The organism is Kribbella pittospori, assembly GCF_004331465.1.
GTDB classification, from domain to species: domain Bacteria; phylum Actinomycetota; class Actinomycetes; order Propionibacteriales; family Kribbellaceae; genus Kribbella; species Kribbella pittospori.
The window spans coordinates 1-26465 of sequence record NZ_SJKB01000005.1; the positions used below are offsets into that span (position 1 = coordinate 1).

Consider the following 26465-nt stretch of genomic DNA (forward strand, 5'->3'; position numbering starts at 1 on the left):
AGTCCGAGTTTGTTGCCGAACTTCCTGTAGATGGTCACGCGGGTGACCTCGGCGTCGGCGGCGACCTGCTCGAGGCTGAGGCTGCGGTAGCCGGCGTCGGGTCGCATCCCCGACGGTGGCTGCTGGGCAGGGCCTCGGTCGCGGCAGCCACCAGGCCAAGGCCGCGCGGAGTTCGCAGAGGGCACCTTACGAAATGCATGCGGGCCATGCCACCCGGATATTGAGTTCAACCTGACTTGAACTATTAACCTCGGTCTCACAACACCCAGAGAGGGGCGCATCCGATGAAGATCCGTGAGGTCGCCGTCACATCGCACAACCTTGACGCAGCAGCCACATTCTATCGTGATGTGCTGAAGATGCCAGTCGAGAAGGATCCTGCTCGCGTACTAGTCACGATCGGCCGTAGCAGACTCGTCATCGCTCACGGTGAGCAGTTTGACGGCGTCCACCACCTAGCGTTCGGTATCTCGCCAAATGCTTTCGACGACGCGCGTGCCTGGCTGAAGAGTCGTGTAGATCTCATACGCTCCGGCGGCGATGATGTGATCATCGGACCGGCCGGATGGGACTCCCAATCGGTGTATTTTCTCGGTCCGGACGACACCCTTCTGGAGTTCATCTCCCGTCAAGCCGACGCCGGAGTCCCAGCGGCAGATGGCGATGTTCCCCGGCCGTTCTCCATCAGCGAGATCGGCATCAGCGTCCCCGATACCTCGGCAGCCGTCGGCGTGCTAACTGAAGAGGTGGGACTACCCACCTTCCCGCCACAAGAACGAGACTTCGCCCCTGTAGGCGATCACGACGGTCTGCTGATCATCGTCGACCAGGATCGGGTCTGGTTCCCCACTCAAGTACTGCGTCCTGCACACGGCTCCCTGACGGTGAGGATCGAGACGCCTGATCAGCTAGCCGATATCGACATCACCGAGCGGGTCACCATCTCGGCCGCCAGCAGCCTTGAGAACCCGCTGATCGCTTGAACGCCGATCGAGGAGCCAGCCACGTTGGCCGGGCGGCGCCTGCGTCGGCTCGCAATCCAGACGGCTACTAGTGGTCCGTGTTTGAAGTGGTCTGACGGTTGGCTCTTCTGAGGATTTGGTCGGCGGTTTTGGTCCAGACGAAGGGGTGGCAGCGGTCGTTCCAGCCGTCGATGAGGGCGCGGATCTTGGTGTTGAGGTCGCGCACGGCGTTGAAGCTGCCGCGGCGGATGGCTTGTCGTTCGATGATGCCGAACCAGACCTCGACCAGGTTGAGCCACGATCCGGACGTCGGGGTGAAGTGCACCTGGATACGCGGGTTGGCGGCCAGCCAGGTACGGATCTCGGGGCGCTTGTGGGCGGCGTAGTTGTCCATCACCAGGCGGAGTTCGTCATCGGGGTAGGCCTTGGCGACCTGTTTGAGGAAGGCCAGGAACTCCTGGTGGCGGTGCCTCGGTTTGACCGCTGCGGTCACCGTGCCGGTGGCGATCTCCAGGGCCGCGAACAGTGTGGTGGTGCCGTGCCGGACGTAGTCATGGGTGCGTCGCTCGGCCAGCCCGGGTTGCATCGGCAGGACCGGCTGGGTCCGGTCCAGCGCCTGGACCTGCGACTTCTCGTCCACGCACAACACGATCGCGTTGTCCGGCGGCGCCAGATACAACCCGACCACATCGGTGACCTTGGCGACCCACTCGGGATCGGTGGAGAACTTGAACGTCTCCACCCGCCACGGCTGCACCCCGTAATCGCGCCAGGCCTTGGCCACCGTGCCATTGCTCACTCCCAGCCGTGCGGCCATCAGCTGGCTCGACCAATGCGTCACCCCCAGCCGCTTCGGTGGCGGCTTCAGGGTCTCTGCCACGATCTTGCGACGGTCGACCACCCGCGGCCGACCCGACCGCGGCTCATCATCCAACCCGGCCAGCCCGCGCTCGGCGTACCGCTCCCGCCAGCCGATCACCGTCGGCCGTGAGACCCCCACCCGCTCGGCCATCACCGTGTGGGCCTCACCGGCAGCCGCCAGCAACACGATCCGTGCCCGCTGCGCCAGACCCGCCCGACCCGACGACGACCGAGCCAACCGCACCAACCGCTCCCGATCACCCACACGAAGAACCAGCGCAGCAGCAGGTCGATTCGCCATACCCCCATCCTGACGCACACCAACCGTAAATCAACTAACTACACGCGACACTAGGTCAGGACCGCCTGATGCTCAAGAAGTACCGCGTCCAGCTCTGGGCCCAGCAGTTCGGCACCGCGCAGACGGTCAGCGATGCCCGCATCCGCACAGATGCTGAGTCCGTCGCCCGCCCTACTCAGCGTCCTGTGCCTCAATCAGGTCGAGGTCGCGGATGCAGAAGCCGTGGTGCTCGAAGGTCTCGTTGAGCACCGTGCCGAGGCACTGCCGCACCGAGCGGCCCCGGGCGTACGGCGGCCAGACATCGTCGTCGGGCACCGGCGCCGGCGCTGCGAGCTGCACAGCAGTGACCTCGTCGAGCCAGGCCTCGAGCTCGGCGGCCTGTGCGTCACGCACGCTCACGACCTCGTCGAGCTCCGGATCGAGCGAGAGGTCAAGCCCGTGCGCTCCACGGTAGGGCTCGACGGTCGTCCCGATGCCCATCGGCGTGAACAGCTCCGTCGAGCCCAGGCAGCAGCGGCGGAACCACGAGTCGTGGACGAAGACCAGGTGGCGCATCGTCTGCATCGCCGACCACTCGTCGTTCACGCTGCGGCGCTCGATGCCGGGCGTACGGCGGATTCGCTCGATCGTGGCGGTCCAGGCGGCATGGAGCTGACGCGATGCCTCGCGCAGATCGGCAGGGTCCTCGGAGCGGATCAGCACCCGCACCGGATGACGCCGGTCGAGCTCTGCCTCGACGTACTCGGTGACCTCGACACCGTTCACCACGAGGTTGGTGATGAGCCCGTCGATCACGGCATCTTGCATGACGACGCCGATCAGGCGTGCCCCGGTCAGATCGCACTCGCGGAACTCCGCGCCGTGCAGATCCTCGTCAACATACCGCGTCATGCTCCGCATACTAGGTGCAAGCACCGACAAGTCAGCCTCACGGAGTTCCTGCGGTACGCTGCGCCGCCCTGGACCCGCGGCGCGCGGGCCTGCCACCCACCGGCGGCCTGCGACGCGTACCAGGCCTGCGCCGTGAGGAGTCGGCGCACCTGAGCTTCGATTACGTCGTCCGGCTCGAACACGATCGCACACGCGGCGTCTCGGTGCTCGATGCGCTCGCCGACGCTCTCCAGCTCGCTGCGGACCAGCGCGCGTATCTCTTCAGCCTGGCGTATGTCACTCCCCAGACGTCTCCGTCCTCGCCGATCCTGGCGGAGGTCTCCGTCGTGGTGCTCTGCGCCCTGACCGGGGGCGGGGGTGCTCAGGCGGATGGTGGGCACTGATCGAAGGTCGGCAGCCTGTCAGGCGAGTGCCTCGACGATCGCCGCGAGTCGACCGGCTGCACGGGCGACGGCGAGGCCATCGAGATAGTCCCGGACTCGGACGAGCAGTCCGTCGTGGATGTGGAAGACGAGAACACCGGGCAGCTCGAACGGCTCCCCGGTCGTTCGGCGGTGTCCGAGGACGACCTGCTCGACGACGAGGACCGATCCGGCCTGGCAGCTATGGACAGCGACGTCACGGACCTCGCGGGGCTGGGCGTCGCTGGCCGCCCAGGCAGCACGGTACGCAACCCGGATCTGCTCGCGACCTGCGAGACGATCCGGCATGCTGGGGAAGAGGAACGGCATCTCGTGGACTGCATCGACGGCGTACAGCTCGGCGAGGTCGTCCGCCGAGAGATCGACGATGGCGCTCCGGTAGCGGCTCAGGATCTCCTCGGCTGTGAACATGGTCGACGCCGTAAGTTGTTAGGCGGCCCGGGAGGGCCGGGTGTGGCTGATGGTTGCTTGCCGTTTGTGGCTGGTACGGCGTCGTCAGGAAGTCCGCGATCTTGGGGGCCAGGCGGGCGGCGTCCTCGACCGGAAGCGCCAGCGCCGCATAGGCCGTGGACTCGTGCGCCTCAGGATTGTCGGTCGTCTCCGCCAGTAAGACCTCGACCAGTTCGTCACGCACGCTTGTCTCGGCTGCCAATCTGGCGAGATACCGACCGGCAGGCCACCGGGCGTACGCGATAGTGCCGTCCTCCGCGACCTCAAGGGCCGGCGGACTGCTCAGGTAGCCCTTCCGACGCAGCAGGCGAAACCAGCCCGGGCCGGCGCGGTCGAAGAAGCGGTCCAACGCCACCACGCTGTGCGGGACACCGCCCAGCCTTGTCATGTCGTCGCGTGTTGGTTGCACCTTGTCGGCCAGCTGATCGATCAACGGCAAGGATGCTGTGAAATTGGACTCGAACTGGCGGCCAAGCCTCAGCAGCAGAGCCTGAACGCCGTCCCACCACGCCCGGAACTCATCGTCGACGGGCCGTGGCCGCAGCTGCGAACCCCGGTGCGCGACGCTGTGGAGTTTCAAGGACTTCCACAGCGTCCGCAACTCGTCATCCGAGGGGAACCCGAGCGCGGTCGCGATCGCGTCAATCTCCTGCTTGTGGTCAGAGGGTTTGGGCTGCTGACCCGTCTCGACCGGTGCTAATGAAGCCGCCGCTGGCTGGCCCTGGATCAGGGGGCGAAGGACGTCCCTAATCGCCGACTCGAGTTCGCGGAGCAGATGACCTACCACGTGGCTCGCCGAGCCTAGCGGCGGTTCCCCGGCGATGACTCGGCAGGCGTCCTCGTAGAAGGCCGCGGGAACTGGCCCGAACAGGTCCATTAGTCGCTGAATCTCACCCTGACGCCGATCGGGCAGCGAATGCCGACGTCGGGGCGCCTCGGGTTCCACGCACCAATAGTCTCGCAAAAGACCCAGGCCGGCTTCCGCGAGCGTGCCCACCCGTTCGGCGCGCTCGAACAGGGTGTCCTGCACCTGCTTGCCATGGCCTCAGTGCGACCGTGCCCGACGCCACCAAAGACCCAATGAAAGGTGAAGCATCGCGAGACCCGTGAAGTCATCGTCGGCGGAGTGCTGGGCTCGATCACCCATCCCGAGGTCGTCATCGCCGGGCTATACACAGTCGCCGGAAAATTGGTCGTCGTCGGCCGCGCAGTCGCACTGAAAGCCGACGAATCGGCCCAACTCGCCGCAGTTCTTCACCCAGCCCGGCGAGAGCATGCCTGGCCCGACGAGATCAGCTCGGCTCGATGCGGCAGCCCTGACACGAAGAAGGCGCTCACGAGGTTGACCCAACCGTCGTCGTTGAAGTTGCTGCGGACCCAGCGACTCAGGCGGGCCAGGTGCGCCATGGGATGCGGTACATCCGGTTACGCCCCGACCTGCGGCCGGAGGATCTACCACGCGTCGCCGCCGAGGCTTGAGGCCGTAGAGCATTCGTGCTCTGAGGCCGCGCCACAGCTCGCCAGGTCTTGTGACCGCTTTGGGACGGTCGCAGCATGGCACCAAGGTCAGTCGTCACCTGATGCGCTGCCGAGTGCGCAGGCCCCTCCGGGCGGCTGACCGCTCCGAACTCTCGTGCGTTTCGTCAGTTTGTGTTTGCTCTCGCGGTAGGTGGCGGGTGTCGATGAGTTCCTGGGCTACGTATTGCACGGCATCGCCCTGAGCGCAGTGGCGAAGTGTGACGGCTGCGACGACGTGGTGTTCCGAGCGTCGGACGGCACGTTCGCGATAGTTCATCTGACCTGGACGCAGAGACCACAAAGGCCCGACCGTGGACTGTCCGCCTGAATGAGAACCGTGGCAACTGCCATGCGGTCGGCGGCTCACCAGTTCGGTGACAATCTGACACGGGCCGGACGGGCCCGATCGATCTCCACCACGCCCGCCGGCTCAAGCACCACCGCCACCCACCCAGCAGTTGCCCGCGTCAGGAACGCTTTCAGGTGCGCGTCGAGGGTGCCGTCAACCGCATCCGTCGAATACGTCATGCCGATGAGCACCAACGACCGGCCGCGCAGCACGTCTGGAACCTCCTCCACCACTTTCCACGGCAGCGGGGTCCGCGACTGTTGCTGACCTAGGAGCAGCACGAACCCGTCGCTGGTGTATCGCGCCACGGAGAACCGACCGACCCCGACCGGTAGGAGTGGTCAGGACTTCGCCGGCCGCGATTGCCGCTCGGATCGCGGCGTCGACGCGGCCCGCCATGAATCCATCGTCGGATGACCACATCGCCAGTGTCGATCGTTCGCAACTGCCGCTCCCTCGAGCCGGACATCGCCAGCGGATCAATCCAACGTGATGCCCGCTGGCGTTGCCCGGTGGTCCACCGCCAGCTGACAACAGACGACAGGCCCGGATGCAGGCCCCTCAGCCGCAACCAGACCCGTCAAGCGCCCGCAACGACCATCAGCGCCACGCCGTCGCCATGCGAGACGTCGCATACCGCGGCGAGCTGATCCTGATACCTGGCCAGCTCCTGCAGTCCGCCGTAGCGGACTGGTGCCCAGCGCAGGGCCTCCGTATGCACGTGAGTCGCTTGTCCAAAGACTTCGCTCAGCCGGTAGGGCTCGCGCGCGCCTCGAGGGCACCGCCCCCACAGCATTGACGAGCCGAGATGCGATCGTGCCCCGGTGGACGTCTCACTGGGGCACCACGCACGGCACGGTGGTCGCGCTGCTGCTCAGACCGGCCGCAACCCAATTTGGACCGGGGCAGCGTCAGTGTGCCCTCGCGCGCCATCCCCGGGGCGGAGGGCGCGCTTCGCCCGGAGCAGTCGGGGGTTGACCACTCGACCGGGGACCGCGCACTCATCCAGTACTCGTCCGTGACAGGTGGTTGTCAGCACCGAGGCGGCTCCCGGCGGAGCGAGGGCAAAGCGCCGGACCACTGCCGGCCCGGGAACCTCTCGTGCCAGGCGCACACGAGAGGCCCACCCCCGAACTGGACGTCGCGATGGAGGGCAACACGTTCATCGGGCGGGCGGTGAGAGCGTTACAGCGCCTCGCACTGTCACCCGCGGAGGGATAGCGCGTGTCTCGATAACACCACTCCCAACGGTCAGGGCCTAACTTGCTTCCAGAACACCTTCCGACACCTCTCGGGTACTGATATTCGTCGCTGAGGCCACCGCAGCCTTGTGAGGATGGCGACGATTCGGGACCACGGGGCACCGCCGCTGCTCGATTGTTCAGCGGCCGCCGTGCTGGTTCCCAACGGCGGCCGCCTGGGTCGAACGAAGAGGCTTGTCGCAGGGTCAGGCGGGTGTGAGGTGGGATCGGACGTCATGGACTCCGGCGATGCGGTTGATGGCGTTGACGATCTCGGTTTCCGCCTCCCTGTTGGAGATTTCGCCGTGCAGGATCACGGTGCCGTTCTCGACCGTGACGAGCACGCGTGGCACGTGCAGCCGCTTCTCCAATGGTCCGATGCTGGAGCGCACGCGGTCGGCCAGCGTCGCGTCGTCCACGTTGGCGTCAGGGTGGCGCCGCAGCGTGTGGTAGGTCATGCCCTTCGCTTGGCCGACCCAGTGATGGCCCCGGCGGCGCAGATCCGCGACCGTACTCTGGGCGCGGCTGGAATGCCGCAGCCTGTCGATACCGATCTTCGCGCCGACGACGGCACCGACCACCGCGGCGATCCCGAGCAATTTGCGCAGAGTCATCATCGCCTCCCAGGCGTCGTCACTGTCACCATGGTTCACCTTGTCGGGTTGTGATGGAACCCGAGCACCGCCCTGCCCCCCGACCAGGGCGGTGCTGCCTTGTTGCGGGCTGGCTCTACTGGTCGTCGTCGGAGGAATCGCGACTACCGGCCTTGGCGAGGCCACGGCTGACCAGGTAGCCGATCGTCAGCAACGTGACGTAGAACCACGCCTCCTTGGCGCCGAACACGCCGTCGTCGACCACCGCGGAGGCGATCAGGACACCCAGCACGGCCAGCACGTAGGCGACCAGTTCGGCGGTCTTGAAGGCTGGCGCCTCGACCTGGAGACTGCGTGAACTCGTCAGTCTCGTAGGATATTGCCTCGTAGGACTGCGGCAGCCAGGACGATTTGGAAGACAGCCAAGAGGCCAAGTCCCGCTGCCGCGATCCACACGTGATGGGCGGCAGTCAGAACGGTCAGACCGAGCAGCACCACTAGCCATGCGTAGACGAAGAATCTCTGCACAGCTGGGCCAGATAGGCTCATCTTGTTCCAAACTTTCGCTAGCAACTGGCGATGATGCCTACCACAAGCCCGACTCCCGCCGCAGCTCCCAAGAAGCTTGCCGCGAAGATGCCGGCGGCGGCAGATGCGACCTCGGCCGCTTCGTCCAATCCGACAAGCAGCGCCGAACTAAAGCCGTACCATCCGATGTTGGACCAGTCACATCCCTTCCCTGTCGGGTGGACGTTGTTGGGTGGGTTGCCCTCGACGTAGCTATAGCGGCTCGCGGCATCGGGTTGCAGAACCTGACTGAAGGCATCCTGAGCGCTCCAGTTCGATGTCGTCGTGTCGTGCCAGCGAAGGCCGTGCTTCAGCCAACCTGTCTGCTCATTTAGCAACCCTTGGGTGTCGCGCAAGGGGGTTGAGGGTTGCCGACGCGCCGGTCGCAACGAGCTGCGTCCCGGCGGGGTCGTAGGTTAGGTCGCGGTCACAGCACCATTCGAGCCGACCAGACCAGACCCATGGGGGTGCCTTAGTTGTTGAGAGTGTAGTAGTCGACGGCGGTGCCGGTGTTGAGTGCGATGGGTGCGCCGGTGGGGTCGGTGTCGAGGTAAGTGGTTTGGCCGTTCTTGGTGAACGATTCGAGTGTGGGTACGCCGTCATGGTGCGGCCGTAGACGTAGGTGGTGCTTGAGCTGCCGGGGTGGCGGCGACGAGTTCGTTTTGGTCGCCGCCACCCCAGGTGTCGTTGGTGGTAGAGCCGCTCTTGGTCCGGGTGGTGGTCTGGCCGGCGGCGTTGTATGTGAAGGTGCCCTGGTTCGGGTCGGTCGTGCGGTTGCCGGCGCCATCGAAGGCGTAGCCGGTGTTCGAGATCTGGTTGCCGGAGTTGTAGGACAGGGTCTGGACGGTCGCTCCGTCGACCTTGGCGGTGAACCGTCACCGATGTCCTGACACATCAACTGTCACCAATGTCCTGATGCAGAGCTGTCACCGATGTCCTGAGACATCACAACCAAGCATGGGTCAACGGTAAACACCGATTCGAACAGAGATTCGAATGTGTGGCATTCTGGCGGAATGGTGGGACGGCTCAATGTGCGGCAGGGGTCCGGTGACGAGGACCGGTAGTTTGGGGTAACTCGGCCAATCGGAGGCGTGGAGCGGGCCTGTCTGAGGAGACCGCGTGCCGGTTGGTCGCTGACCTCGAGTTGCAGTACGACGTGTACGGGCCGCGGTCACCGCATCATGTACGCCGGGCCTCTCCGTCGGTGCCAGTAGAGAAGGCGTGGGTGGATCGTCGGTGGGGCTTCCCGGCCGTACCCATAAGCAGTGGGCGTTACGGTGCCGGCCAAGCATCGCACCTAGTTGCAGTAGCTGAGATCTTGTGGTCTATGCCGGTAAATCTTATCGTCGGTTTGTGCGTATGTCTCGTCACATAAGGTGATGACGCTAGGCCGACTAGAGAGCCGACCGCCCATCCGCGCAGGGCGCGCACTGGGGAGCAACATGTATTGAATGGCAGCCACAGGCCTGGTTTTGGCAGCGATCGCGGTGGCCACGCCCATTGGACTGGGGCACTCGGATCATGCGAAGCGGCGGAGAAAGATGACCGCGTCAGCCGCCGGGTTTCGAGGATCGCAGCGCCCAGATGACATACCCCGTTGCCGCACCGAGGAGTCCGCAGATCAGGCCGCCGACGGGTGCCATGACAACCGCGGCGTCTGCAGACTCCGTCTCGAGCCCGGCGTCCGCCCAAGCGATCGCGCCGACGATGCCGATCAAAACTCCGACGAGCATGCCCATCAGAACCGTGACCCACGGTGAACCGCTCGATGACATTTGTCGATCGTAGACCCAGTGGATCAGTCGGCGCGAGAATGGTGATGGCCATTGAAGTTAATCGTCGGTGTGAGTGCAGCGCAGCTGCGGCTGCAGAATCGGCGTCGGCGTGCGGAGCTGTGGTGGGCAGAACACGGCGCCGCAGTCGGGGTTTGGCAGGTCACATCGGTGCCGGGCCGGCGCGGGCGGCATGCCGCCCGCTCAGCAGCGAGGCGGGCCGCTCCGGAGCAGTTCGGCGGCGCCGGGGTCGATGACGGCGGCGTCGAGTGTCTCAATCAGCCGCTGTTCGACGTTCGGAGTGACTGTGCGGCCGCGGCCGCGGACTTGCGTCCGGGCGATGGTGACGAGTTTGCGGCCTGCTCGGTGGTCATCGCTGGGGCGGCCGAGGCGAGTGCTGCGGGCGGCGTCGAGGGGAGCGATGAGTGGCGTCGCGAAGTGCTGGGTAATGGGCGTCGATACGCCGTTGAGTTGGTATGGAGGAGAGCCGGGCGGGTGACCTTGGCGGGGTGCGAATGGTGGTCGCGAGCTGTGTGTGCGGGTGCCGAGCGGGCATCCGTCGCTCTATCCACAGGCCGCTCGTGTGCTTCGGCGGATTGTTGTAGGACTGGCGGAGAAGAAGCGCGAGGCAGCGGGCGCTTCCCCGGGCGGAGGAGAAGGCATCTTGAGCGGTGACACCGTGGACGAGTGGGCGACTCTTGACGAGCTGTTGGGGACGGAGGCGCTGGCCGCCGCGTCGGCTACTGGTGACGGGATCGGACCGTTGGCCTTCTATGGCCGGTGCTCGACGGAGGACAACCAGGACCCGGCGACGTCGAAGGTTTGGCAGATGGGGGAAGCGACTCGATTCGTTGAGCCGCTGGGCGGCGAGATCGTGGACAAGTTCTTCGACATTGGGCAGTCGCGGTCGTTGCCTTGGGAGCGGCGGGAGGAGGCCAATCGGATTCTGCAGGCGTTGAAGGATCCGGGCCGGGGTTGGGGCGGCTTGGTGGTGGGGGAGGCGACTCGTTGCTGGTTCAGTAATCAGTTCAGTCTGACGTGGCCGAAGTTTGATCGGTATGGCGTGTCCCTGTGGATACCGAGTCTGGGTGGTCGGTTCGATCCGGAGAACACGGTGCATGACATGGCGATGACGATCACGGGTGGGTTGTCGAAGTCGGAGCGGCAGCATGTGCAGCGGCGGGTGCGGGCGGCGATGGCTGCACAGGTGCTGATCGATGGGCGGTTCCAAGGTGGTCGGGCGCCGTACGGGTATGTAGTGGTAGATGGCGGGCCGCATCCGCATCCACGCAAGGCTCAGGAAGGCCAGCGGTTACGGGTACTGGCGATCGATGAGCCGGCGGCGGAGGTGGTGCGGCGGATCTTCGCTCTCTACCTGGAGGGCTGGGGGAGAAAGGCGATTGTTGAGCAGCTCAACCGGGAAGGTGTGCCGTGTCCTTCGGCGCATTCGCCGCAGCAGAATCGGCATCGGACGATGGACGGTTGGCAGCACTCGACGGTTGTGGCCATTCTCAACAATCCGCGGTACACGGGGTTCGCCGTCTACGGGCGCTGGCAGAAGGTCGAGGAGCTACTTGATCCGGATGATGTTGCCGCCGGCTACGTGGTGAGGTTTCGGAGATCGCCACACGCGAAGATCGTGCGATCGCGAGAGCTGGCACACCCGGCGATCATCTCGGTGCAGACCTTCACTGCGGCTCAGCTGCGGCAGCGGAAGCGGAAGTCCGATGGGATCCAGAAGTGGTCCGCGGTCGAGCGGCGCCGAACGTCGCCGAAGCGTGTATACGCGCTGCGTGGCTTGGTCAGGTGCGGACTGTGTGCTCGCAAGATGGAAGGGGCGGCACGGCGGCAAGAAGTGGTCTACTACCGGTGCAATGCGCGGACGCTGGTTCCGGGGTCTGCGAGTGCGATTGCGCATCCTCGGCAGATCTACTTGCGGGAGGACGTCGTGACGCCGGCCATCAATCGGTGGATCGGGTCGCTGTTCGACGCCGTGCACCGTGCGGAGACGATCGAGGCTCTGCTGGCCGAGGATGACGGCGAGGATCATCGGAGCGGACATGTCGAGGACCTTCGTGGGCGTGTCCGTGCGGCGAAGATCACCATGGACAGGGTCCGGAAGGCCCTCGATGCCGGCTGGGATCCGGTGGAGCTGCGGGAGCAGTACAACGCGGCCGCGGCGGAGAAGCGGGTGGCCGAGAAGGCGCTGGCTTCGTTGCCGACTCAGGTGACGATCACCAGGTCCCAACTTGAGACCTGGATCGATGAGTTGGGCGACATCGGGGCGGCCTTGAACGCGTCTAGCCCGGAGGAACTGAACCAGCTTTACGGCTCACTGCGACTGTCGCTCACGTACTACCACGCAGACCAAACGGTTGACGTGGAGGTCGACCCGCTGGGTGACCGTGTGGATAAGGTCTGTGTCCGAGGGGGGACTTGAACCCCCACGCCCTGTGAAGGGCACTAGCACCTCAAGCTAGCGCGTCTGCCTATTCCGCCACCCGGACGAGTGGTCGCACCGGGGTCGGTGCTGACCGGAGAACAGTAGCAAAGACCACGGGTGGAATTCACATCGAGGCTGGTGGGGGTGTTGGAGGGGGTGGGGGAAGCGTAGTTTGAAATTCAAGGAGTGGGTGCTGGGTGGGAGGTGTACGGGCGTGAGCGGCTGGAACGGGATGGTGTTCGAGGGCAAGGAGACGTTGCTCGGGGTGGTGCGGGCGGAGGCCGGGCGGTTCTTCGAGATGGTGGACAGCGACGACGTCTGGGAGGCCCCGACCGGGGCCGGGCACTGGCAGGTGCGGGACGTGGTGGCGCACATCGCGGACACGACCGAGGCGTACTTCGTCGCGTTCGATGCCGCCCGGGCGCAGGAGGAGGTGCCGGCGGCGTACGGGCTGCCGGGGATGGCTGAGCGGGTGGACAAGCAGGCGCTGGCGTTGCGGTCCGTGCCGCGGACGGAGTTGGTCGAGCGGCTGCGCGCGGACTTCGACAAGATGATCGAGATCTTCGACGCGCTCGGACCGGAGGAGTGGGGCGGGTTCAACGTGCCGCACTTCTACATGGGGCCACTGCCGTCGTTCTTCTTCCCTGCGTTCCAGTTGATGGATTACGGCGTCCACTCCTGGGACATCCGGCAGGGGACCGGCCGGGCGCACGGGCTGTCGGGTGACGCGGCCGACCTGCTGGTGCCGTTCATGTTCGTGCTGTGGAAGTACACCACCGGCGCCAAGGATCCGTGCGAGCTCGGCATCCGGATCACCAGCGGCCCGAACGCCGGTGACACCCGCGTGAAGGTCGGCCCGGACGGCATGGACTACGAGCCCGGGAACGTCGACGACCTGGCCACCGTGATCGAGTTCGACCCGGGCAGTTTCGTGTTGACCGCGTTCGGCCGGAGCAACGCCGGTACGATCCGGGGCGATCGTGCGGTCGCCGACCGCTATCTCAACCTGTTCTTCCGGATCTGAGGGGGACCCGTATGACCGATATCGACCTGCCCGCGATCGAGGCCGAGCGCGACCGGATCAGGACGACGTACCTGAAGGAGGGCAGGGAGAGTTCGGCCCGCGGGTTGCACCACGTGGCCCTTCTCTGCGCCGACGTCGAGCGCACCATCCGGTTCTACCAGGGCGTGCTGGAGTTCCCGCTCACGGAGATCGTCGGGAACCGCGACTACGAGGGTTCGAACCACTTCTTCTTCGACATCGGGCACGGGAACCTGCTCGCGTTCTTCGACTTCCCCGGCCTCGACCTCGGCCCGTACGCCGAAGTCCTCGGCGGACTGCACCACCTGGCGATCTCGGTCGAGCCGGGCAAATGGGATCGGCTCAAGCACAACCTGGACGCGGCCGGGGTGGAGTACCTCGAGGAGAGCGGTACGTCGATCTACTTCCGCGACCCCGACGGCGCCCGGATCGAGCTGATCGCGGACCCGCTGGGGGAGATGTACGGCCTCAAAGTGCTCTGACCGGAGGCGTGGGAGAGGATGGGCCCATGACTTCTCCGACCCCCAGCGACCGTCCGTCGTACACCCCTGACGCCGAGGTGGTGGAGCTCTGCAGTGAGCTGATCCGCATCGACACCACGAACTACGGCAACGGCAAGAGCAACGGTGAGCGGGTCGCGGCCGAGTACGTCGCGGCCAAGCTGGACGAGGTCGGGATCGAGTCCACGATCTACGAGGCGGAGCCGGGCCGGGCCACGCTGGTGGCGCACTGGGAGGGTGAGGACCAGTCGGCCGATCCGCTGCTCGTGCACGGCCACCTGGACGTCGTACCGGCCGATCCGAAGGACTGGAAGGTCGACCCGTTCTCCGGTGAGATCTTCGACGGCTGCGTCTGGGGCCGCGGCGCGGTCGACATGAAGGACTTCGACGCGATGGTGCTGTCGGTGGTCCGGGCCCGGCAGCGGGCCGGCGTGAAGCCGCGGCGTCCGGTCCGCCTGGTCTTCACCGCCGACGAGGAGGCCGGCGGTGTGTACGGCGCGCAGTGGCTGATCAACAACCACCCGGACACGATCGCGGACTGCACCGAGGCCATCGGCGAGGTCGGCGGCTTCTCGGTCACGGTGAAGGACGACCTGCGGCTGTACTTGATCGAGACCGCCGAGAAGGGCATGAACTGGATGCGGCTCAAGGCCCGCGGTACGGCCGGTCACGGGTCGATGGTGAACAACGACAACGCGGTGACCAACCTGGTCGAGGCCGTCACCCGGATCGGCAACCACGAGTGGCCGCTGCGGGTGACGCCGACCGTGCGGGAGTTCCTGAAGACGCTCGAGGACGTGCTCGGGATCGAGCTCGACCCCGACGACATGACCTCGACGCTGGCCAAGCTCGGCACGTTCAGCCGGATGTTCGGCGCGACCATCCGCAACACCACGAACCCGACCATGCTCAGCGCCGGCTACAAGGTGAACGTGATCCCGGGCGACGCCGAGGCGCACATCGACGGGCGCTTCCTGCCGGGCTACGAGGACGAGTTCTACGCGACGCTCGACGAGCTGATCGGCGACAAGGTGCAGCGCGAGACCGTGGTCACGGACATCGCCCTGGAGACCGAGTTCAGCGGCGGCCTGGTCGAGGCGATGAAGGCGTGCATCACGGCCGAGGACCCACAGAGCCGGTTCGCACCGCTGCTGATGTCGGGCGGCACCGACGCGAAGTCGTGGAGCCGGCTCGGGGTGCGTTGCTTCGGGTTCGTGCCGCTGCAGCTGCCGCCGGAACTGGACTTCATGGGCATGTTCCACGGCATCGACGAGCGGGTCCCGACCTCGTCTCTAGAGTTCGGCTCTAGAGTCCTCGACCGCTTTCTCGACGAGGCCTGAGGTCAGCAGGTACTGGCCGACGGCGTACGTCGACATGCACAACGCGCCGCGGCCGGGGAAGTCGCGCCCGGCCAGCCGGAGCGCGATCAGGGCGTCCGAGATCAGGAAGAACGTGCCGCCCAGGCCGCTGCGTGGATTGTGCCAACGGGACGCGATGGCGGTTGCTGTGAGCAACAAGGCGTACGCCGCGACCGGGACACGCTGACTGCCCAGACTCGGGGCGAGCACCGCGACGAGAGCGGCCCAGAGTGCTGCGTACGCCGCAACCACGCGCACGGACCGTTGTCCGGGATTGGCGAGGAAGACAGCCAGGTAGCAGGCATGCGCCGCGGCGAACGCGGCCATGCCGGCCAGTTGGAGATCGGTCTCGAGCAGCAGGTCCCCGGCCGCGGACGCGAGCAACGCCGCCTGCAGCAGCGGGGGAGCGTCCTGACTGCGGGACCACGACCACAGCAGCGGCATCAGTGACACCTTGCTCGCCTGCTTGAGGAGCTTGACGTCGAGGGCAACGGCCGCCACCTGTACGACCGTCGTACCCCAAAATGCCGTCAACAGCCGTCGCCCGCCCGCCAACCGCCCCAGGTTCATGCCCCCGAGTCTGCCGGACGACAAGCCGCAACTCGCCGTTGTTCACGACAAGTTCAACGTGGCCCGGAGATGCGGGAGGTGATGGATGAGTGGCTTGGGCGGCGTTGGGGTGGTGATCAGCGAGAGCGTGAGGCGGTAGCGGAAGGGCGCGGCGGTGAGGTGTTCGCCAGGTCGGAGCTCGGTGGCCAGGGCGCTGCGCGGGACGAGGGCCAGCTGGGAGCGGCGGCGAGCCATCGCCACGGTGGTGTTGAGGGTGACGCCGCGGCGGGGGAGCGCGCCGAGTGCGACCAGACGGGTGTGGATGTCCTCGGCGCCTCGGTCGTAGGTGGAGAACGGTATGTGGCGGTCGCGAAGCGGGTGCTTGCCTCGGCCCGGCGGACGGGCACCGGGTGGGACGAACAGGACGAGTTCGTCGCGGCCGACGCGGCGGGAGACCGCGCCGCGGGGGAGTGTCATCTGGTCGGCGATCGCGATGAAGGCAGCGTCCATGGTGCCCTCAGCGATGCGTTCGACCAGGAAGTGGCCGTGGTCGACCTGCTGCTCGATGTCCAGGTCCGGCAGGTCGGCGTCCAAGATCGGGAACAGGATGGCCGCGATGCTGGCGAACGTGCCGACCACCAGTCGCTGACCGGTCGCTGCCGCTCGGGTGGCGTCGTACACCTCCTCGAGGTGGCTGAGGATGTGATCCGCCCGGCGGCTGAGCTCGGCGCCGGCTGAGGTCGGCCGAGCACCGCGGGTGTCGCGCTCAAACAGCTTCGTGCCGCACATGCGTTCGAGTCGGGCCAGACGCTGGGATGCGGACGGCTGAGATATGCGCAGTTCACGCGCGGCGGTGCCGACCGCGCCGGTCCGCACGATCGTCTGCACCAGCCGCAGGTCTTCGACCGATGGCAATGAGGCCATAGCTACAGCCTATGGCAAGCACCAAGCATCGGACACCTACCGACGGCAGCTGATACGTCAAAGAATCAAGGGCATGAGAGCGCGGACCGAGGCGCTGGCCTTGCTCGCCGGCGGGGGAGTGGCGGACCTCGCGCTCCGGTTCACGCAGGTCGCGTTGCCGCTGGTCATCCTGCACGAGACCGGCTCGGTCGCCGCGACCGGTCTGGTCGGTGGTGCCGCCGGTGTACCGGTGCTGCTCTCGCCATGGTGGGCCCGCCGAGCCCGTCAATGGGTCGACTCCGGCACCCGGCTGGCGGTGATCGCGGTGGTTCAGGCCATCGCCTTGGCCATGGTGCCCACAGTCGCAGCACTCGACCTGCTCACCCCCGGAGTACTGATCGTCAGCGGCCTGCTGCTCGGCTGCGGTGAGGCGCTCGCCGGTCCGGGCCGGTCGGCCCTCCTCGCGGACACCGGAGACCGCTGGGCCAAGGACCGAGCCGTCGTACTCCTCACCTGGCAGGACGGCCTCCGCAGGATCGGAATGACGATCGGCCCGCTGATCGGAGCGTTCGCAGTGTCCGCCGGCGTGACCAACGGCCTCCTGTGGACCGAAGCGGTGGCCGTGCTCGGTTCGGGCCTCCTCGCCTGCACGGTGAAGGCCGAGCGCACGCCCGCCACCAGCGAGCCACCCTCGATCCGCGCCAGCCTCAAGGGCCGTCGCGACGTGCTCTACGGGTGGATCACCCGCGGCACCGGCTGCGTGACCTGGTTCGCCTTCACCCTCGGCCTGTCCGTGATCGGTGCCGAAAGGGACCAACCGGGCATCTACCTGGCCGCCGGGATGACCGGGTACGGCGTCGGCTCCGTCATCGGCACCGCGATCTCGCTCGCCGTCGTACGTCGGATCCCGCCGGTACGGCTAGCGGCATTCGCCTGGATCTGGATGGGCCTGTGCTGGGTCGGCATGGGTATCTGGAGCACGCCGCCGGTGATCGCGGTGCTCGGGGCGCTGGCGGGAGTCGCCGTCGTACTGGGCATCGCGGCGATCTCGATCCTCATCACCCGGTCGTCGGCGGGCGCCGAGCGCAGGACGCTGTTGTCCGGGCAGACGGTCGTGGTGAACGCGGGGAGTTCGGCCGGGCTACTGATCGGCGGGCCGATCATCGCGGTGGCCGGAGCCGAGAGCGCGCTCGTGGGGGCCGGACTACTGACCGCAATTGTCGCGACAGTGGTGCTGGTGCGCTGTCAGACTGCCGAGCATGCCGGAGATCGTGATCACCACCCTGGCCGCGCGGCCTGAGTACCTCGAGCGGATGTACGAGTTCGCCGACGCGTGGCCGGCGTTCATGCACAACGATCCGATCGGCAACGCGTTCATGAGTCAGGTGCCGCGCCACTTCCCGGACCAGTGCATCGTCGCCACCGAAGACGGCGAACTGATCGCGCACGGCCGCAGTATCCCGTTCGTGTTCCCGGACGAGGACCGCACCGACCTGCCGACCGGTGGCTGGGACCGAGTCTTGCACTGGGGCTTCATGGATCTGCGCAGCGGACGCGAGCCGAACGTGTCGAGCGCCCTGGAGATCCTGATCCGGCCGACGCACCTGGGCCGAGGCCTGTCCCACGAGATGCTCCAGGCCATGCGCGCGGCCGTGAAAGCCAAGGGCCACACCGCCCTGTTCGCACCCGTCCGTCCGAACGGGAAGACCGACGCCGAGCTACCGATGACGGAGTACATCAAGCAGGTCAGGGACGACGGTCTCCCGATGGATCCCTGGCTGCGGGTGCACGTGAAGGCCGGCGGGACGATCCTGCAGGTCGCGCCGCGGTCGATGGTCATCGCAGGCAGCCTGGCCGAGTGGCGGGAGTGGACCGGCCTGCCGTTCGACAAGACCGGAGACGTCATCGTGCCGAAGGCGCTTGTGCCGGTGCACGTCGACGTCGAGCACGATCACGCGGTGTACGTCGAGCCCAACGTCTGGATCCGCCACGACCTCTAAACGCCAGTCAGTCAGCGGGCGAGCCGGTGGAGCAGTGACGAAGCAGCGCAGATCCCAGCCACCGCAGCAACGATCAGTACGCCGAAGTCCAGCCAGTAGTTCGTGGGCTGCCCGATCAGCAACCCCCGCAAAGCGCTGACCTCATACGTCAGCGGGTTCGCATGACTCAACACCCGCAGCCACTCGGGCATCAGGCTCACCGGATACAGCGCGTTCGACGCGAAGAACAGCGGCATCGTGATCGCTTGCCCGATCCCCATCAGCCGATCGCGCCGCAGTACCAGACCCGCGATGGTCATCGACAGGCACGAGAAGAAGGCCGCACCGAGAACGACCACCACGAGAACGGCCAGCAGCTTCAGCGGATTCCAAGTCATGCTGACGCCGAGCAGTGCGGCGACGATGATGACGACGATCGCCTGGGAGATCGTTCGTACGCCGGCCGCGAACGCCTTGCCGGCCACCAGCGCGGACCGCGGGCTGGGCGTGACGAGGAGCTTGGTGAGGATGCCCGCGTCGCGTTCCCAGATGATCTGGATGCCGTAGAAGATCGCGACGAACAAGGCGGACTGCGCGATGATGCCGGGCGCCAGATAGTCCAGGTACGGCACGTCTCCGGTCGGGATCGCGCGGATCCGGCTGAAGGTCTGGCCGAAGATGACCAGCCACAGGATCGGCTGGATCGCGCGGGTGATGAGCTCGGTCCGGTCGTGCTTCAGCTTCTGCAGTTCGACCAGGCAGAAGGTGGCGATCCGGGAGAACAGCCGGGTCGTGGCCCGGAGCCGGGTCTCAGCCCATGCGTTGGGCGGTGCGACGGGTGCCACGGACATCGCGCAGGCCTCCCTTCTCTGCTGCGGCGAGGCTCTCGCCGGTGTGGTGGCGGAAGACGTCCTCCAGGCTGGCCTCAGGACCGAGCTCGGCCTTGAGATCGTCCGGAGACCCGACCGCGCGAAGCCGGCCGAGGTGCATCAGGGCGACCCGGTCGCACAGCAGATCGGCCTCCTCCATGTAGTGCGTGGTCAGCAGCACGGTCATCCCGTACTTCTCCTGCATGTCCTGAACGCGAGCCCAGACCGAATCCCGCGCGACCGGGTCGAGCCCGACCGTCGGCTCGTCCAGTACGAGCAGCGCCGGCCGATTGACCAACGCTTGGGCGAGCTCCAGACGGCGCACCATCCCGCCGGAGTACGTCGACGCCAGCCGGTCGGAGGCATCAGTCAGGTCAACGATCTCCAGCACTTCGGCGACTCGACCCGCTCGCTCCCGGCGCGGTACGTCGAACAGGCGGGCGAACCAGGCCACGTTCTCCCAGCCGGTCAACGCGCCCTCGATCGACAGCTGCTGCGGGACGTAGCCGAGCATTCGTCGTACGGCCATCGCCTCGGAACGCACGTCCAGCCCGAACACCCGGACCGAGCCGGACTGTGGCGGGTACAGCGTGTTGAGCACCCGGAGCGTGGTCGTCTTGCCGGCGCCGTTCGGACCGAGCAGGCCGAAGCACTCGCCGGGCGAGACGCTCAGATCGAGGCCGTCGACGGCGAGATGATCGCCGAACCGATGGCTCAACCCGTCGATCCGCACGGCCGGCACCGGCTCGACCGCCTCTTCCGCACTCATACGCGCTCCTTGCTCTGCTCGATCTCGGGGTGCAGCAGCTCAGCCAGTACGCCGAGAACCGGCAGCGCTGCCTGCAATGCCTCACGTTCGTCCCGCTCGAGGCCGTCGAGCGCTTGAGTGACGAGCGCAGTACGACGGTCGCGCCACGCCTCCACCTGTTCGCGGGCCGGCTCGGTCAACGTCAGCCGGGCGACGCGGCGGTCGGACTCGTCCGGTGCCCGCTGAAGCAGTCCACGCTCGGTGAGCTGTCCGACCAGGGTCGACACCGTGTTCGCGACCAGCCCCAGCTCGGCGGCGGCCTCGGCGACGGAGATGCCCGGGTTGCGGCGCACCGTCCGCACCAGCTCGGCCTGTGAGCTGGTCAGTGCCGACAGCGGCGAGGGCCTGCCGGCCGATCGGCGCAGGTGCCGGCGGACCAGCCCGATCGCGGCCAGCAACTCCTCGGCGAGGACGTCGGTGGTGTTCACTTCTTCACAATACCTCTGTCGCAGAGATATTTCCGCGACACGAACCACGAACCCCAACTAGTCGGGGTAGGCCGCGCCGATGAGCGGCCGCAGCATCGAAGACATGAATACGACAGAGAGCAACAAAGCCGTCGTCAGGGACTTCATCGACGGACTGTTCACCAAGGGGGACTCGGGTGGTCGACGTGTACCTGGCCGAGGACTTCATCAATCACGACCCGCCGTTCGGGGTCACGCCGGATCGCGAGGGGATGCGAGCCGCCGGCGACCAGATGCGCGCCGCGTTCCCGGACTGGCACAGTGAGTTGCACGCGCTCGTTGCCGAGGGCGACATCGTGGTCGAGCGCTTCACGGCCGCCGGCACGCACCGGGGCGAGGTGATGGGCGTCGGCCCGACCGGGAAGACGGTCAGCCTGCCCGGGATCAACATCTTCCGGCTGCGCGACGGCCGGATCGTCGAGCGCTGGGGCCGCCTGGACGACCTCGGCTTCCTGCGCCAGCTCGGCGTCGTACCGGCGTAGCGTCACGATGGCGTCGTACCGGCGTAGCATCGCGATCATGGGGGCGGGGGATCGCCTGGAGGTGCTGATCCAGCGCTGTTACGCAGGGCTGGACGCCGATGAGCTGCGGTTTGAGACGCTGACCCGGCTGCGGACGCTGATGACGATCGACGCCGCGTTCTTCGCGACCGTCGACCCGGCCACCCTGCTGTTCACCTCGGCGAGCGCGGACGCGCCGCTCGGCGAGGTGACCGAGCAGTTCCTCGCGAACGAGTTCGGCCAGCCGGATGTCAACAAGTTCGTCACGCTCGCCGCCGCGCGTGATCCGGTCAACTCGCTCACCCACGCGACGAAGGGCGATTGGCAGAGCAGCACCCGGTACGTCGAGGTGATGCGGCCGATCGGCTTCGGTGACGAACTCCGGGCCGCACTGATGTCGAACGGCCGCTGCTGGGGTGTCATCTGCCTGCACCGGGAAGACGCCGCGACCGGGTTCTCGGAGCAGGAGCTCCAGCTGGTACGGCGCCTTGGACCGCACGTGGCCGAGGGACTACGGCGTGGTCTGCTCAGCCGGTCCGGCGACGACGGCCAGGTCGGCCCAGGTGTGATCGTGCTCGACGCCGCTCTCCACCAGCTGTCGGCGAACGCGGAAGGCGAGCACTGGCTGGCTGAGCTGCAGCCGGATCGGCGGACGGAGCTACCGGTCGCTGTCAGAGCGGTAGCGGCCAGGCTGACACAGGGGCCGGCGCCTCAGTTGAAGGTCAGGACACGAGCCGGTCGATGGGTCGCACTGCATGCGTCGAGACTCGGCGACGACGGACAGGTGGTCGTCGTCATCGAGCCGGTGACCCCGGCGCAGTTGGGGTCGTTGCTGTTCGATCTGCACGGCCTGACGCCCGCTCAGCAACGCGTGACGGAGCTCTTGTTACGGGGGTATTCCACGCGGCAGATCGTCGAGCGGTTGTGCCTCTCACCGCACACCGTGCAGGAACACGTCCGGGCGGCGTACGACAAGGTCGGCGTCGGCAGCCGTCGCGAGTTGGTGACCGCGCTACTCAGAGGGTCCGCATCACACGGATGATGCGGCGGCGGAGCCAGACCCGGCGAGTGCCGTCGGGATAGCGACGAAGTCGGGCCAGTTCCCAGCCGCCGTACTCGGCGTGCTCGGTCAGCAACCGGCGCACCGCGCCGCGCGACTCCGTCCTGGACAACTCGAACTGCTGCAGTTCGTATTCGGCCATCCGCACCTCCACCTGCCCAACGACATCTACCTCACGACACATCCTCCAGCGCCGCCACGATGGCCGGCGGAAGAGTGAGTTCCTCCACACCGAGCACGGACTTCAGTTGCATCGCCGTCCGGGCCCCGACAATCGCCGCCGACACCCCCGGCCGGTCCCGCACCCAGGTGAGCGCCACCTCGAGTGGGGTCCAGCCGAGCCCGTCGGCGGCTCGCGCGACCGCTTCCACGATGCCTGAACCGCGGCCGTCGAGGTAGGGGTCGACGAATCTGGACAGATGCTGAGACGCCGCCCGGGAGTCCGCCGGGATGCCCGTGCGGTACTTCCCAGTCAACACACCGCGCCCAAGCGGGGACCACGCGAGTACGCCGATCCCCAGCCCGCCGGCCGCCCGGATCGCGTCCGCCTCGGCGTCCCGGGCCAGCAACGAGTACTCCACCTGGTTGGACACCGGGACCGCGCGTCCGGGCCAGGCCTGCTGCCAGGTCACCGCACGAGCCGACTTCCAGCCGGCGTAGTTCGAGACTCCGACGTACCGCACCTTGCCTGAGTTCACCGCGTGGTCGAGCGCCGACAGCGTCTCCTCGAGCGGTACGTCGTCCGACCAGGTGTGCAGCTGCCACAGGTCGATGTGGTCGACGCCCAGCCGCCGCAGCGAGCCCTCCAGGTCGCGCAGCAGAGCGCCCCGGGACGTGTCGGTGATCCGCTCACCCCGGCGGACGCTGAAGCCGGCCTTGGTCGCGATGACCAGGTCGTCCCGCTCCACCACGTCGCCCAGCAGCGATCCGATCAGTCGCTCGCTGTCGCCGTCGCCGTACGCCGCAGCGGTGTCGATCAGAGTCCCACCGGCAGCCACGAACGCCGCCAGCTGCTCGCGCGCCTCGTGCTCATCGGTATCGCGGCCCCAGGACATGGTGCCCAGGCCGAGCCGGCTCACCGCCAGGCCACTGTGACCGAGATAGCGCTGCTGCATGTGCCGAGCCTATTGCGGAGCACCGACAACGGCTCGTTAGGCTCGCCTGTCATGCGACTCGGACTCAACATCGGCTTCGTCTTCGGTGGCACCGATCATCTGGATCATCTGAGGCTGGTGCAGGAGGCGGAGCGACTCGGCTTCTCGGTCACCTGGGCCGCGGAGGCGTACGGCTCGGACGCCGCCACGCTGCTGACCTGGATCGCCGCCCAGACCTCCACGATCGACGTCGGCGCGGCGGTGTTCCAGATCCCGGCCCGGACGCCGGCGATGACCGCGATGACGGCGGCGACGCTGGACCGGCTCTCGAACGGCCGGTTCCGGCTCGGCCTCGGCGTGTCCGGCCCGCAGGTGTCCGAGGGCTGGCACGGCGTCCGGTTCGCGCAGCCGCTGGTCAGGACGCGTGAGTACGTCGCGATCGTGAATTCCGCCCTCCGCCGCGAGACCGTGGCCTTCGAGGGGAAGTACTTCACGCTGCCGCTGCCCGACGGCCCCGGCAAGGCCCTGAAGCTGACCGTCCACCCGATCCGCGACCATGTACCCATCTACCTGGCCGCCGTCGGCCCGAAGAACCTCGAGCTGGCCGGTGAGATCGCCGACGGCTGGCTCGGTATCCTCAACGACCCCGCCTATCTGGGAGAGCAGTTGAAGCACATCAAGACGGGTCGCGAGATCCGTCAGCAAGGACTCGACGACTTCGACGTCGTCGCGTCCGTGCCGGTGATGACCGGTGACGACCTGCACGCCGCGGCCGACCCGATCCGTGGGTACGCCGCCCTCTACATCGGCGGCATGGGCAGCCGGGAGAAGAACTTCTACAACGCCCTGGCGATCCGGATGGGGTACGCCGAGGAGGCCAAGGAGATCCAGGACCTCTACCTGGACCGGAAGCACCGCGAGGCGATGGCCGCCGTACCGCACGGGTTCATCGACTCGATCTCGCTGCTCGGCAGCAAGGAGCGGATGGCCGAGAAGCTGACCGCGTACGCCGAGGCCGGCGCGACGACCGTCGCGGTCACCCCGTTCGCGTCGACTGTGGACCAGCGGATCGCCGACCTGCGCACGGTCGCCGAGGCGCTCGAACTCGCCGGAGTCAGCCACTGATGACGATCTGGGACTCCATCATCCTCGGCATCGTCGAGGGCCTGACCGAATTCCTGCCGGTCTCCAGCACCGGGCACCTGACCATCGTGGCCAAGATGCTCGGCCTGCAGATCGACGACCCGTCGATCACCGGCTTCACCGCCGTGATCCAGATCGGCGCGATCGCGGCGGTCGTGCTGTATTTCTGGAACGACATCCAGCGGATCGCGATTGCCTGGGTGCGCGGCCTGCTCAAGCCCGAGCACCGGGGCGAGTTCGACCACCGGATGGGCTGGTACGTGATCGTCGGCTCGACGCCGATCGTCATCGTCGGATTCCTTGCCCGCGACATCATCTCGGGTCCGCTCCGCAGCCTGTGGTGGGTGGCCGCGGCCCTGATCGGCTGGTCGGTCGTGATGGTGGCGGCCGAGCGGCTGAGCAGCAAGTCCCGGCCGCTGACCCGGATCACCCTGGTCGACGCGATCGTGATGGGTCTGGTCCAGTGCCTGGCCCTGATCCCGGGCATCTCCCGCTCGGGTGCGACGATCTCGGCCGGGCTGTTCCGCGGCCTGGACCGCGTCGCGGCCACTCGGATCTCGTTCCTGCTCGGCATCCCGGCACTGGTCGGCGCCGGCGTCTACGAGCTCAAGGATGCCCTGAACGGCGACGTCGGTGCGGTGCCGCTGATCGTCGGGACCATCGTGAGTTTCGTGGTCGCGTACGCATCGGTCGCGTGGCTGCTGCGGTTCGTGGCCAAGCACACGATCGAGGTCTTCGCGTTCTACCGGATCCTGCTCGGCATCGTCCTCGTGATCCTGCTCGCGACCAGCACGATCACAGCAACCTAAAGCCAGCCGACCTTGCGGAAGAAGCGGTACATGGTGAAGCAGACGGCGGCCATCAGGAGCAGGACGCCGTAGTACCCGTAGTGCCAGGTGAGCTCGGGCATGTTGTCGAAGTTCATCCCGTAGATGCCGGCCAGCATGGTCGGTACGGCGGCGATTGCGACCCATGCCGAGATCCGGCGCATGTCGTCGTTCTGCTGCACCGAGACGCGAGCCAGGTGGGCGCCGAGCGCCGAGCTGAGCAGCGTGTCGATCGATTCCGTCTGGTCGGCCACCCGGCTGACATGGTCGGCGACGTCGCGGAAGAACGGCGCCGCCCTAGGGTTGATCCCGGGGACGCCGTGCGCGAACTGCTCCATCGGTTCGCGCAGCGGCAGGACCGCGCGGCGCATCTCGAGCACCTCGCGTTTGAGCCGGTAGATCCGCTCCGCGTCGCTGGTCCGGTCCGGCGAGAAGACCGACGACTCGATCTCGTCGACGTCGACCTCGACCGACTCGGCCACCGTCTCGTACCCGTCGACGACCTCGTCGCAGATCGCCCACAGCACGGCGGCGGGACCGTGGCCGAGCATCGAGGCGCGTTCCTCGAGCTTCTGCCGGGTCGTTGCCAGCTCCCCGCCTTTGCCGTGCCGGACGGTGACGACGTACCGCGGGCCGATGAAGACGCTCAGCTGGCCGGTCTCGACGGCGTCACCCTCTTCGACGTACCAGAGGGTGCGCAGTACGACGACGAGCGCGTCACCGAACCGCTCGACCTTGGGCCGCTGGTGCGCCTTGAGTGCGTCCTCGACGGCGAGTTCGTGCAGGTCGAAGAGCCGCTGGACGCGGCGCATCTCGGCGTCCGACGGCTCGTGCAGGCCGACCCAGCCGAAGCACTCGCCGTGGTCGTCGATGGCCTGGGCAACAGTCTCGGGATCCTTGGGCAGGTCCTGCCGTTCGCCGTCGGCGTACACCCCGCAGTCCACGATCACAGCCCCATCATGGCACCGCGACTTGCGCACACCGGATAACGTG

32 protein-coding genes and 1 tRNA gene are annotated in these 26465 nt (G+C 67.0%); 13 read left to right on the plus strand and 20 right to left on the minus strand.

Annotation, left to right across the window (positions count from 1 at the left end):
• Window positions 1-281: TetR/AcrR family transcriptional regulator (locus tag E0H73_RS48390; protein ID WP_131356648.1), on the minus strand; the 281-nt coding region annotated here is incomplete at its 3' end.
• Window positions 282-284: 3 nt separating this feature from the next.
• Here E0H73_RS48390 and E0H73_RS16815 point away from each other — a divergent pair.
• The gene (locus E0H73_RS16815; RefSeq protein WP_131356650.1) at window positions 285-983 is read left to right on the plus strand and encodes a VOC family protein; all 699 of its coding nucleotides are present in this window, start codon (window positions 285-287) and stop codon (window positions 981-983) included.
• A 67-nt stretch (window positions 984-1050) separates the two neighbouring features.
• Here E0H73_RS16815 and E0H73_RS16820 read toward each other — a convergent pair whose 3' ends face one another.
• On the minus strand, window positions 1051-2124 hold the full coding sequence (locus E0H73_RS16820; RefSeq protein WP_131356653.1) for an IS630 family transposase: 1074 nt from the start codon (window positions 2122-2124) through the stop codon (window positions 1051-1053).
• A 68-nt stretch (window positions 2125-2192) separates the two neighbouring features.
• Here E0H73_RS16820 and E0H73_RS48395 point away from each other — a divergent pair, with 68 nt between their 5' ends.
• Complete coding sequence (locus E0H73_RS48395) at window positions 2193-2369, plus strand: hypothetical protein (protein WP_131356656.1); 177 nt, start codon at window positions 2193-2195, stop codon at window positions 2367-2369.
• Here E0H73_RS48395 and E0H73_RS16830 read toward each other — a convergent pair.
• Window positions 2296-3015: a DinB family protein gene (locus E0H73_RS16830; RefSeq protein ID WP_165555718.1), complete on the minus strand. Its 720-nt coding sequence runs from the start codon at window positions 3013-3015 to the stop codon at window positions 2296-2298. The two genes, E0H73_RS48395 and E0H73_RS16830, sit on opposite strands and share 74 nt — an antisense overlap.
• A 14-nt stretch (window positions 3016-3029) precedes the next feature.
• Between E0H73_RS16830 and E0H73_RS16835 the strand changes: the two genes are divergently transcribed.
• Complete coding sequence (locus E0H73_RS16835; protein ID WP_202867428.1) at window positions 3030-3398, plus strand: hypothetical protein; 369 nt, start codon at window positions 3030-3032, stop codon at window positions 3396-3398.
• Between the two features lie 18 nt (window positions 3399-3416).
• On the opposite strand, the gene E0H73_RS16840 is transcribed toward E0H73_RS16835, so the two are convergent.
• The 8 genes from E0H73_RS16840 to E0H73_RS16870 all read right to left on the minus strand — a co-directional run bounded on the left by E0H73_RS16840 (window position 3417) and on the right by E0H73_RS16870 (window position 9933).
• Window positions 3417-3848: a nuclear transport factor 2 family protein gene (locus E0H73_RS16840; protein WP_131356662.1), complete on the minus strand. Its 432-nt coding sequence runs from the start codon at window positions 3846-3848 to the stop codon at window positions 3417-3419.
• A 1920-nt stretch (window positions 3849-5768) separates the two neighbouring features.
• Entirely contained in the window at window positions 5769-6062 is a 294-nt protein-coding gene (locus E0H73_RS16845) for a hypothetical protein (protein WP_131356664.1), read from the minus strand.
• 272 nt (window positions 6063-6334) lie between these two features.
• Window positions 6335-6475: a hypothetical protein gene (locus tag E0H73_RS45875; RefSeq protein WP_165555719.1), complete on the minus strand. Its 141-nt coding sequence runs from the start codon at window positions 6473-6475 to the stop codon at window positions 6335-6337.
• A gap of 726 nt (window positions 6476-7201) precedes the next feature.
• On the minus strand, window positions 7202-7648 hold the full coding sequence (locus tag E0H73_RS16850; protein WP_238164047.1) for a BON domain-containing protein: 447 nt from the start codon (window positions 7646-7648) through the stop codon (window positions 7202-7204).
• Between the two features lie 76 nt (window positions 7649-7724).
• A complete protein-coding gene (locus E0H73_RS16855; RefSeq protein WP_202867429.1) occupies window positions 7725-7889 on the minus strand; it encodes a hypothetical protein in 165 nt (54 codons plus the stop codon).
• A 265-nt stretch (window positions 7890-8154) separates the two neighbouring features.
• Window positions 8155-8511: an RHS repeat-associated core domain-containing protein gene (locus E0H73_RS16860; RefSeq protein ID WP_131356668.1), complete on the minus strand. Its 357-nt coding sequence runs from the start codon at window positions 8509-8511 to the stop codon at window positions 8155-8157.
• A 116-nt stretch (window positions 8512-8627) separates the two neighbouring features.
• Window positions 8628-8831 carry a hypothetical protein gene (locus E0H73_RS16865; protein WP_131356671.1) on the minus strand — a complete coding sequence of 68 codons (204 nt, stop codon included), beginning with the start codon at window positions 8829-8831 and terminating at the stop codon, window positions 8628-8630.
• An 877-nt stretch (window positions 8832-9708) separates the two neighbouring features.
• Window positions 9709-9933 carry a hypothetical protein gene (locus E0H73_RS16870; protein ID WP_131356674.1) on the minus strand — a complete coding sequence of 75 codons (225 nt, stop codon included), beginning with the start codon at window positions 9931-9933 and terminating at the stop codon, window positions 9709-9711.
• A gap of 661 nt (window positions 9934-10594) precedes the next feature.
• Between E0H73_RS16870 and E0H73_RS16875 the strand changes: the two genes are divergently transcribed.
• Complete coding sequence (locus E0H73_RS16875; RefSeq protein WP_202867430.1) at window positions 10595-12370, plus strand: recombinase family protein; 1776 nt, start codon at window positions 10595-10597, stop codon at window positions 12368-12370.
• Here E0H73_RS16875 and E0H73_RS16880 read toward each other — a convergent pair.
• Window positions 12352-12437, minus strand: a tRNA-Leu gene (locus E0H73_RS16880). The genes E0H73_RS16875 and E0H73_RS16880 overlap by 19 nt on opposite strands.
• 150 nt (window positions 12438-12587) lie before the next feature.
• Here E0H73_RS16880 and E0H73_RS16885 point away from each other — a divergent pair.
• From E0H73_RS16885 to E0H73_RS16895, 3 genes are read left to right on the plus strand one after another with little or no spacing between them, the layout of a single operon-like run.
• Window positions 12588-13397: a maleylpyruvate isomerase family mycothiol-dependent enzyme gene (locus E0H73_RS16885; protein WP_238164048.1), complete on the plus strand. Its 810-nt coding sequence runs from the start codon at window positions 12588-12590 to the stop codon at window positions 13395-13397.
• Between the two features lie 11 nt (window positions 13398-13408).
• Window positions 13409-13897, plus strand: coding sequence for a VOC family protein (locus E0H73_RS16890; RefSeq protein ID WP_131356677.1), 489 nt, complete (start codon window positions 13409-13411; stop codon window positions 13895-13897).
• A gap of 26 nt (window positions 13898-13923) precedes the next feature.
• Entirely contained in the window at window positions 13924-15255 is a 1332-nt protein-coding gene (locus E0H73_RS16895) for a M20/M25/M40 family metallo-hydrolase (RefSeq protein ID WP_131356680.1), read from the plus strand.
• Here E0H73_RS16895 and E0H73_RS16900 read toward each other — a convergent pair.
• Both E0H73_RS16900 and E0H73_RS16905 read right to left on the minus strand, forming a co-directional pair.
• A complete protein-coding gene (locus tag E0H73_RS16900; protein WP_165555721.1) occupies window positions 15208-15807 on the minus strand; it encodes a lysoplasmalogenase family protein in 600 nt (199 codons plus the stop codon). The two genes, E0H73_RS16895 and E0H73_RS16900, sit on opposite strands and share 48 nt — an antisense overlap.
• A gap of 78 nt (window positions 15808-15885) precedes the next feature.
• Entirely contained in the window at window positions 15886-16746 is an 861-nt protein-coding gene (locus E0H73_RS16905; protein ID WP_131356684.1) for a LysR family transcriptional regulator, read from the minus strand.
• Window positions 16747-16819: 73 nt separating this feature from the next.
• Between E0H73_RS16905 and E0H73_RS16910 the strand changes: the two genes are divergently transcribed.
• Together E0H73_RS16910 and E0H73_RS16915 are read left to right on the plus strand one after the other, a co-directional pair.
• The gene (locus E0H73_RS16910) at window positions 16820-18025 is read left to right on the plus strand and encodes an MFS transporter (RefSeq protein ID WP_131356686.1); all 1206 of its coding nucleotides are present in this window, start codon (window positions 16820-16822) and stop codon (window positions 18023-18025) included.
• Window positions 17985-18725, plus strand: coding sequence for an N-acetyltransferase (locus E0H73_RS16915; protein WP_131356688.1), 741 nt, complete (start codon window positions 17985-17987; stop codon window positions 18723-18725). The genes E0H73_RS16910 and E0H73_RS16915 overlap by 41 nt, the downstream gene beginning before the upstream one ends.
• 11 nt (window positions 18726-18736) lie before the next feature.
• Here E0H73_RS16915 and E0H73_RS16920 read toward each other — a convergent pair whose 3' ends face one another.
• The 3 genes from E0H73_RS16920 to E0H73_RS16930 are packed head-to-tail and all read right to left on the minus strand — an operon-like array spanning window position 18737 to window position 20809.
• Window positions 18737-19555, minus strand: a complete 819-nt coding sequence (locus tag E0H73_RS16920) for an ABC transporter permease (RefSeq protein ID WP_131356690.1) — start codon at window positions 19553-19555, stop codon at window positions 18737-18739.
• Entirely contained in the window at window positions 19515-20342 is an 828-nt protein-coding gene (locus E0H73_RS16925; RefSeq protein WP_131356692.1) for an ABC transporter ATP-binding protein, read from the minus strand. The genes E0H73_RS16920 and E0H73_RS16925 overlap by 41 nt, the downstream gene beginning before the upstream one ends.
• Window positions 20339-20809 carry a MarR family winged helix-turn-helix transcriptional regulator gene (locus E0H73_RS16930; protein WP_131356694.1) on the minus strand — a complete coding sequence of 157 codons (471 nt, stop codon included), beginning with the start codon at window positions 20807-20809 and terminating at the stop codon, window positions 20339-20341. The genes E0H73_RS16925 and E0H73_RS16930 overlap by 4 nt, the downstream gene beginning before the upstream one ends.
• Before the next feature lie 176 nt (window positions 20810-20985).
• Between E0H73_RS16930 and E0H73_RS16935 the strand changes: the two genes are divergently transcribed.
• Window positions 20986-21330: an ester cyclase gene (locus tag E0H73_RS16935; protein WP_202867431.1), complete on the plus strand. Its 345-nt coding sequence runs from the start codon at window positions 20986-20988 to the stop codon at window positions 21328-21330.
• Between the two features lie 37 nt (window positions 21331-21367).
• Window positions 21368-22390, plus strand: a complete 1023-nt coding sequence (locus tag E0H73_RS16940) for a LuxR C-terminal-related transcriptional regulator (RefSeq protein ID WP_131356696.1) — start codon at window positions 21368-21370, stop codon at window positions 22388-22390.
• On the opposite strand, the gene E0H73_RS16945 is transcribed toward E0H73_RS16940, so the two are convergent.
• Both E0H73_RS16945 and E0H73_RS16950 read right to left on the minus strand, forming a co-directional pair.
• Complete coding sequence (locus E0H73_RS16945; protein ID WP_131356698.1) at window positions 22365-22550, minus strand: DUF5703 family protein; 186 nt, start codon at window positions 22548-22550, stop codon at window positions 22365-22367. The genes E0H73_RS16940 and E0H73_RS16945 overlap by 26 nt on opposite strands.
• Before the next feature lie 31 nt (window positions 22551-22581).
• Entirely contained in the window at window positions 22582-23523 is a 942-nt protein-coding gene (locus E0H73_RS16950; protein WP_131356700.1) for an aldo/keto reductase, read from the minus strand.
• 51 nt (window positions 23524-23574) lie between these two features.
• On the opposite strand from E0H73_RS16950, the gene E0H73_RS16955 reads away from it, so the two are divergent.
• Both E0H73_RS16955 and E0H73_RS16960 read left to right on the plus strand, forming a co-directional pair.
• Window positions 23575-24627, plus strand: coding sequence for an LLM class F420-dependent oxidoreductase (locus tag E0H73_RS16955; protein WP_131356702.1), 1053 nt, complete (start codon window positions 23575-23577; stop codon window positions 24625-24627).
• Window positions 24627-25454, plus strand: coding sequence for an undecaprenyl-diphosphate phosphatase (locus E0H73_RS16960; protein WP_131356704.1), 828 nt, complete (start codon window positions 24627-24629; stop codon window positions 25452-25454). Before E0H73_RS16955 ends, E0H73_RS16960 begins: the two co-directional genes overlap by 1 nt.
• On the opposite strand, the gene corA is transcribed toward E0H73_RS16960, so the two are convergent.
• On the minus strand, window positions 25451-26422 hold the full coding sequence (corA, locus tag E0H73_RS16965; RefSeq protein ID WP_238164049.1) for a magnesium/cobalt transporter CorA: 972 nt from the start codon (window positions 26420-26422) through the stop codon (window positions 25451-25453). The genes E0H73_RS16960 and corA overlap by 4 nt on opposite strands.
• Between the last annotated feature and the right edge of the window lie 43 nt (window positions 26423-26465).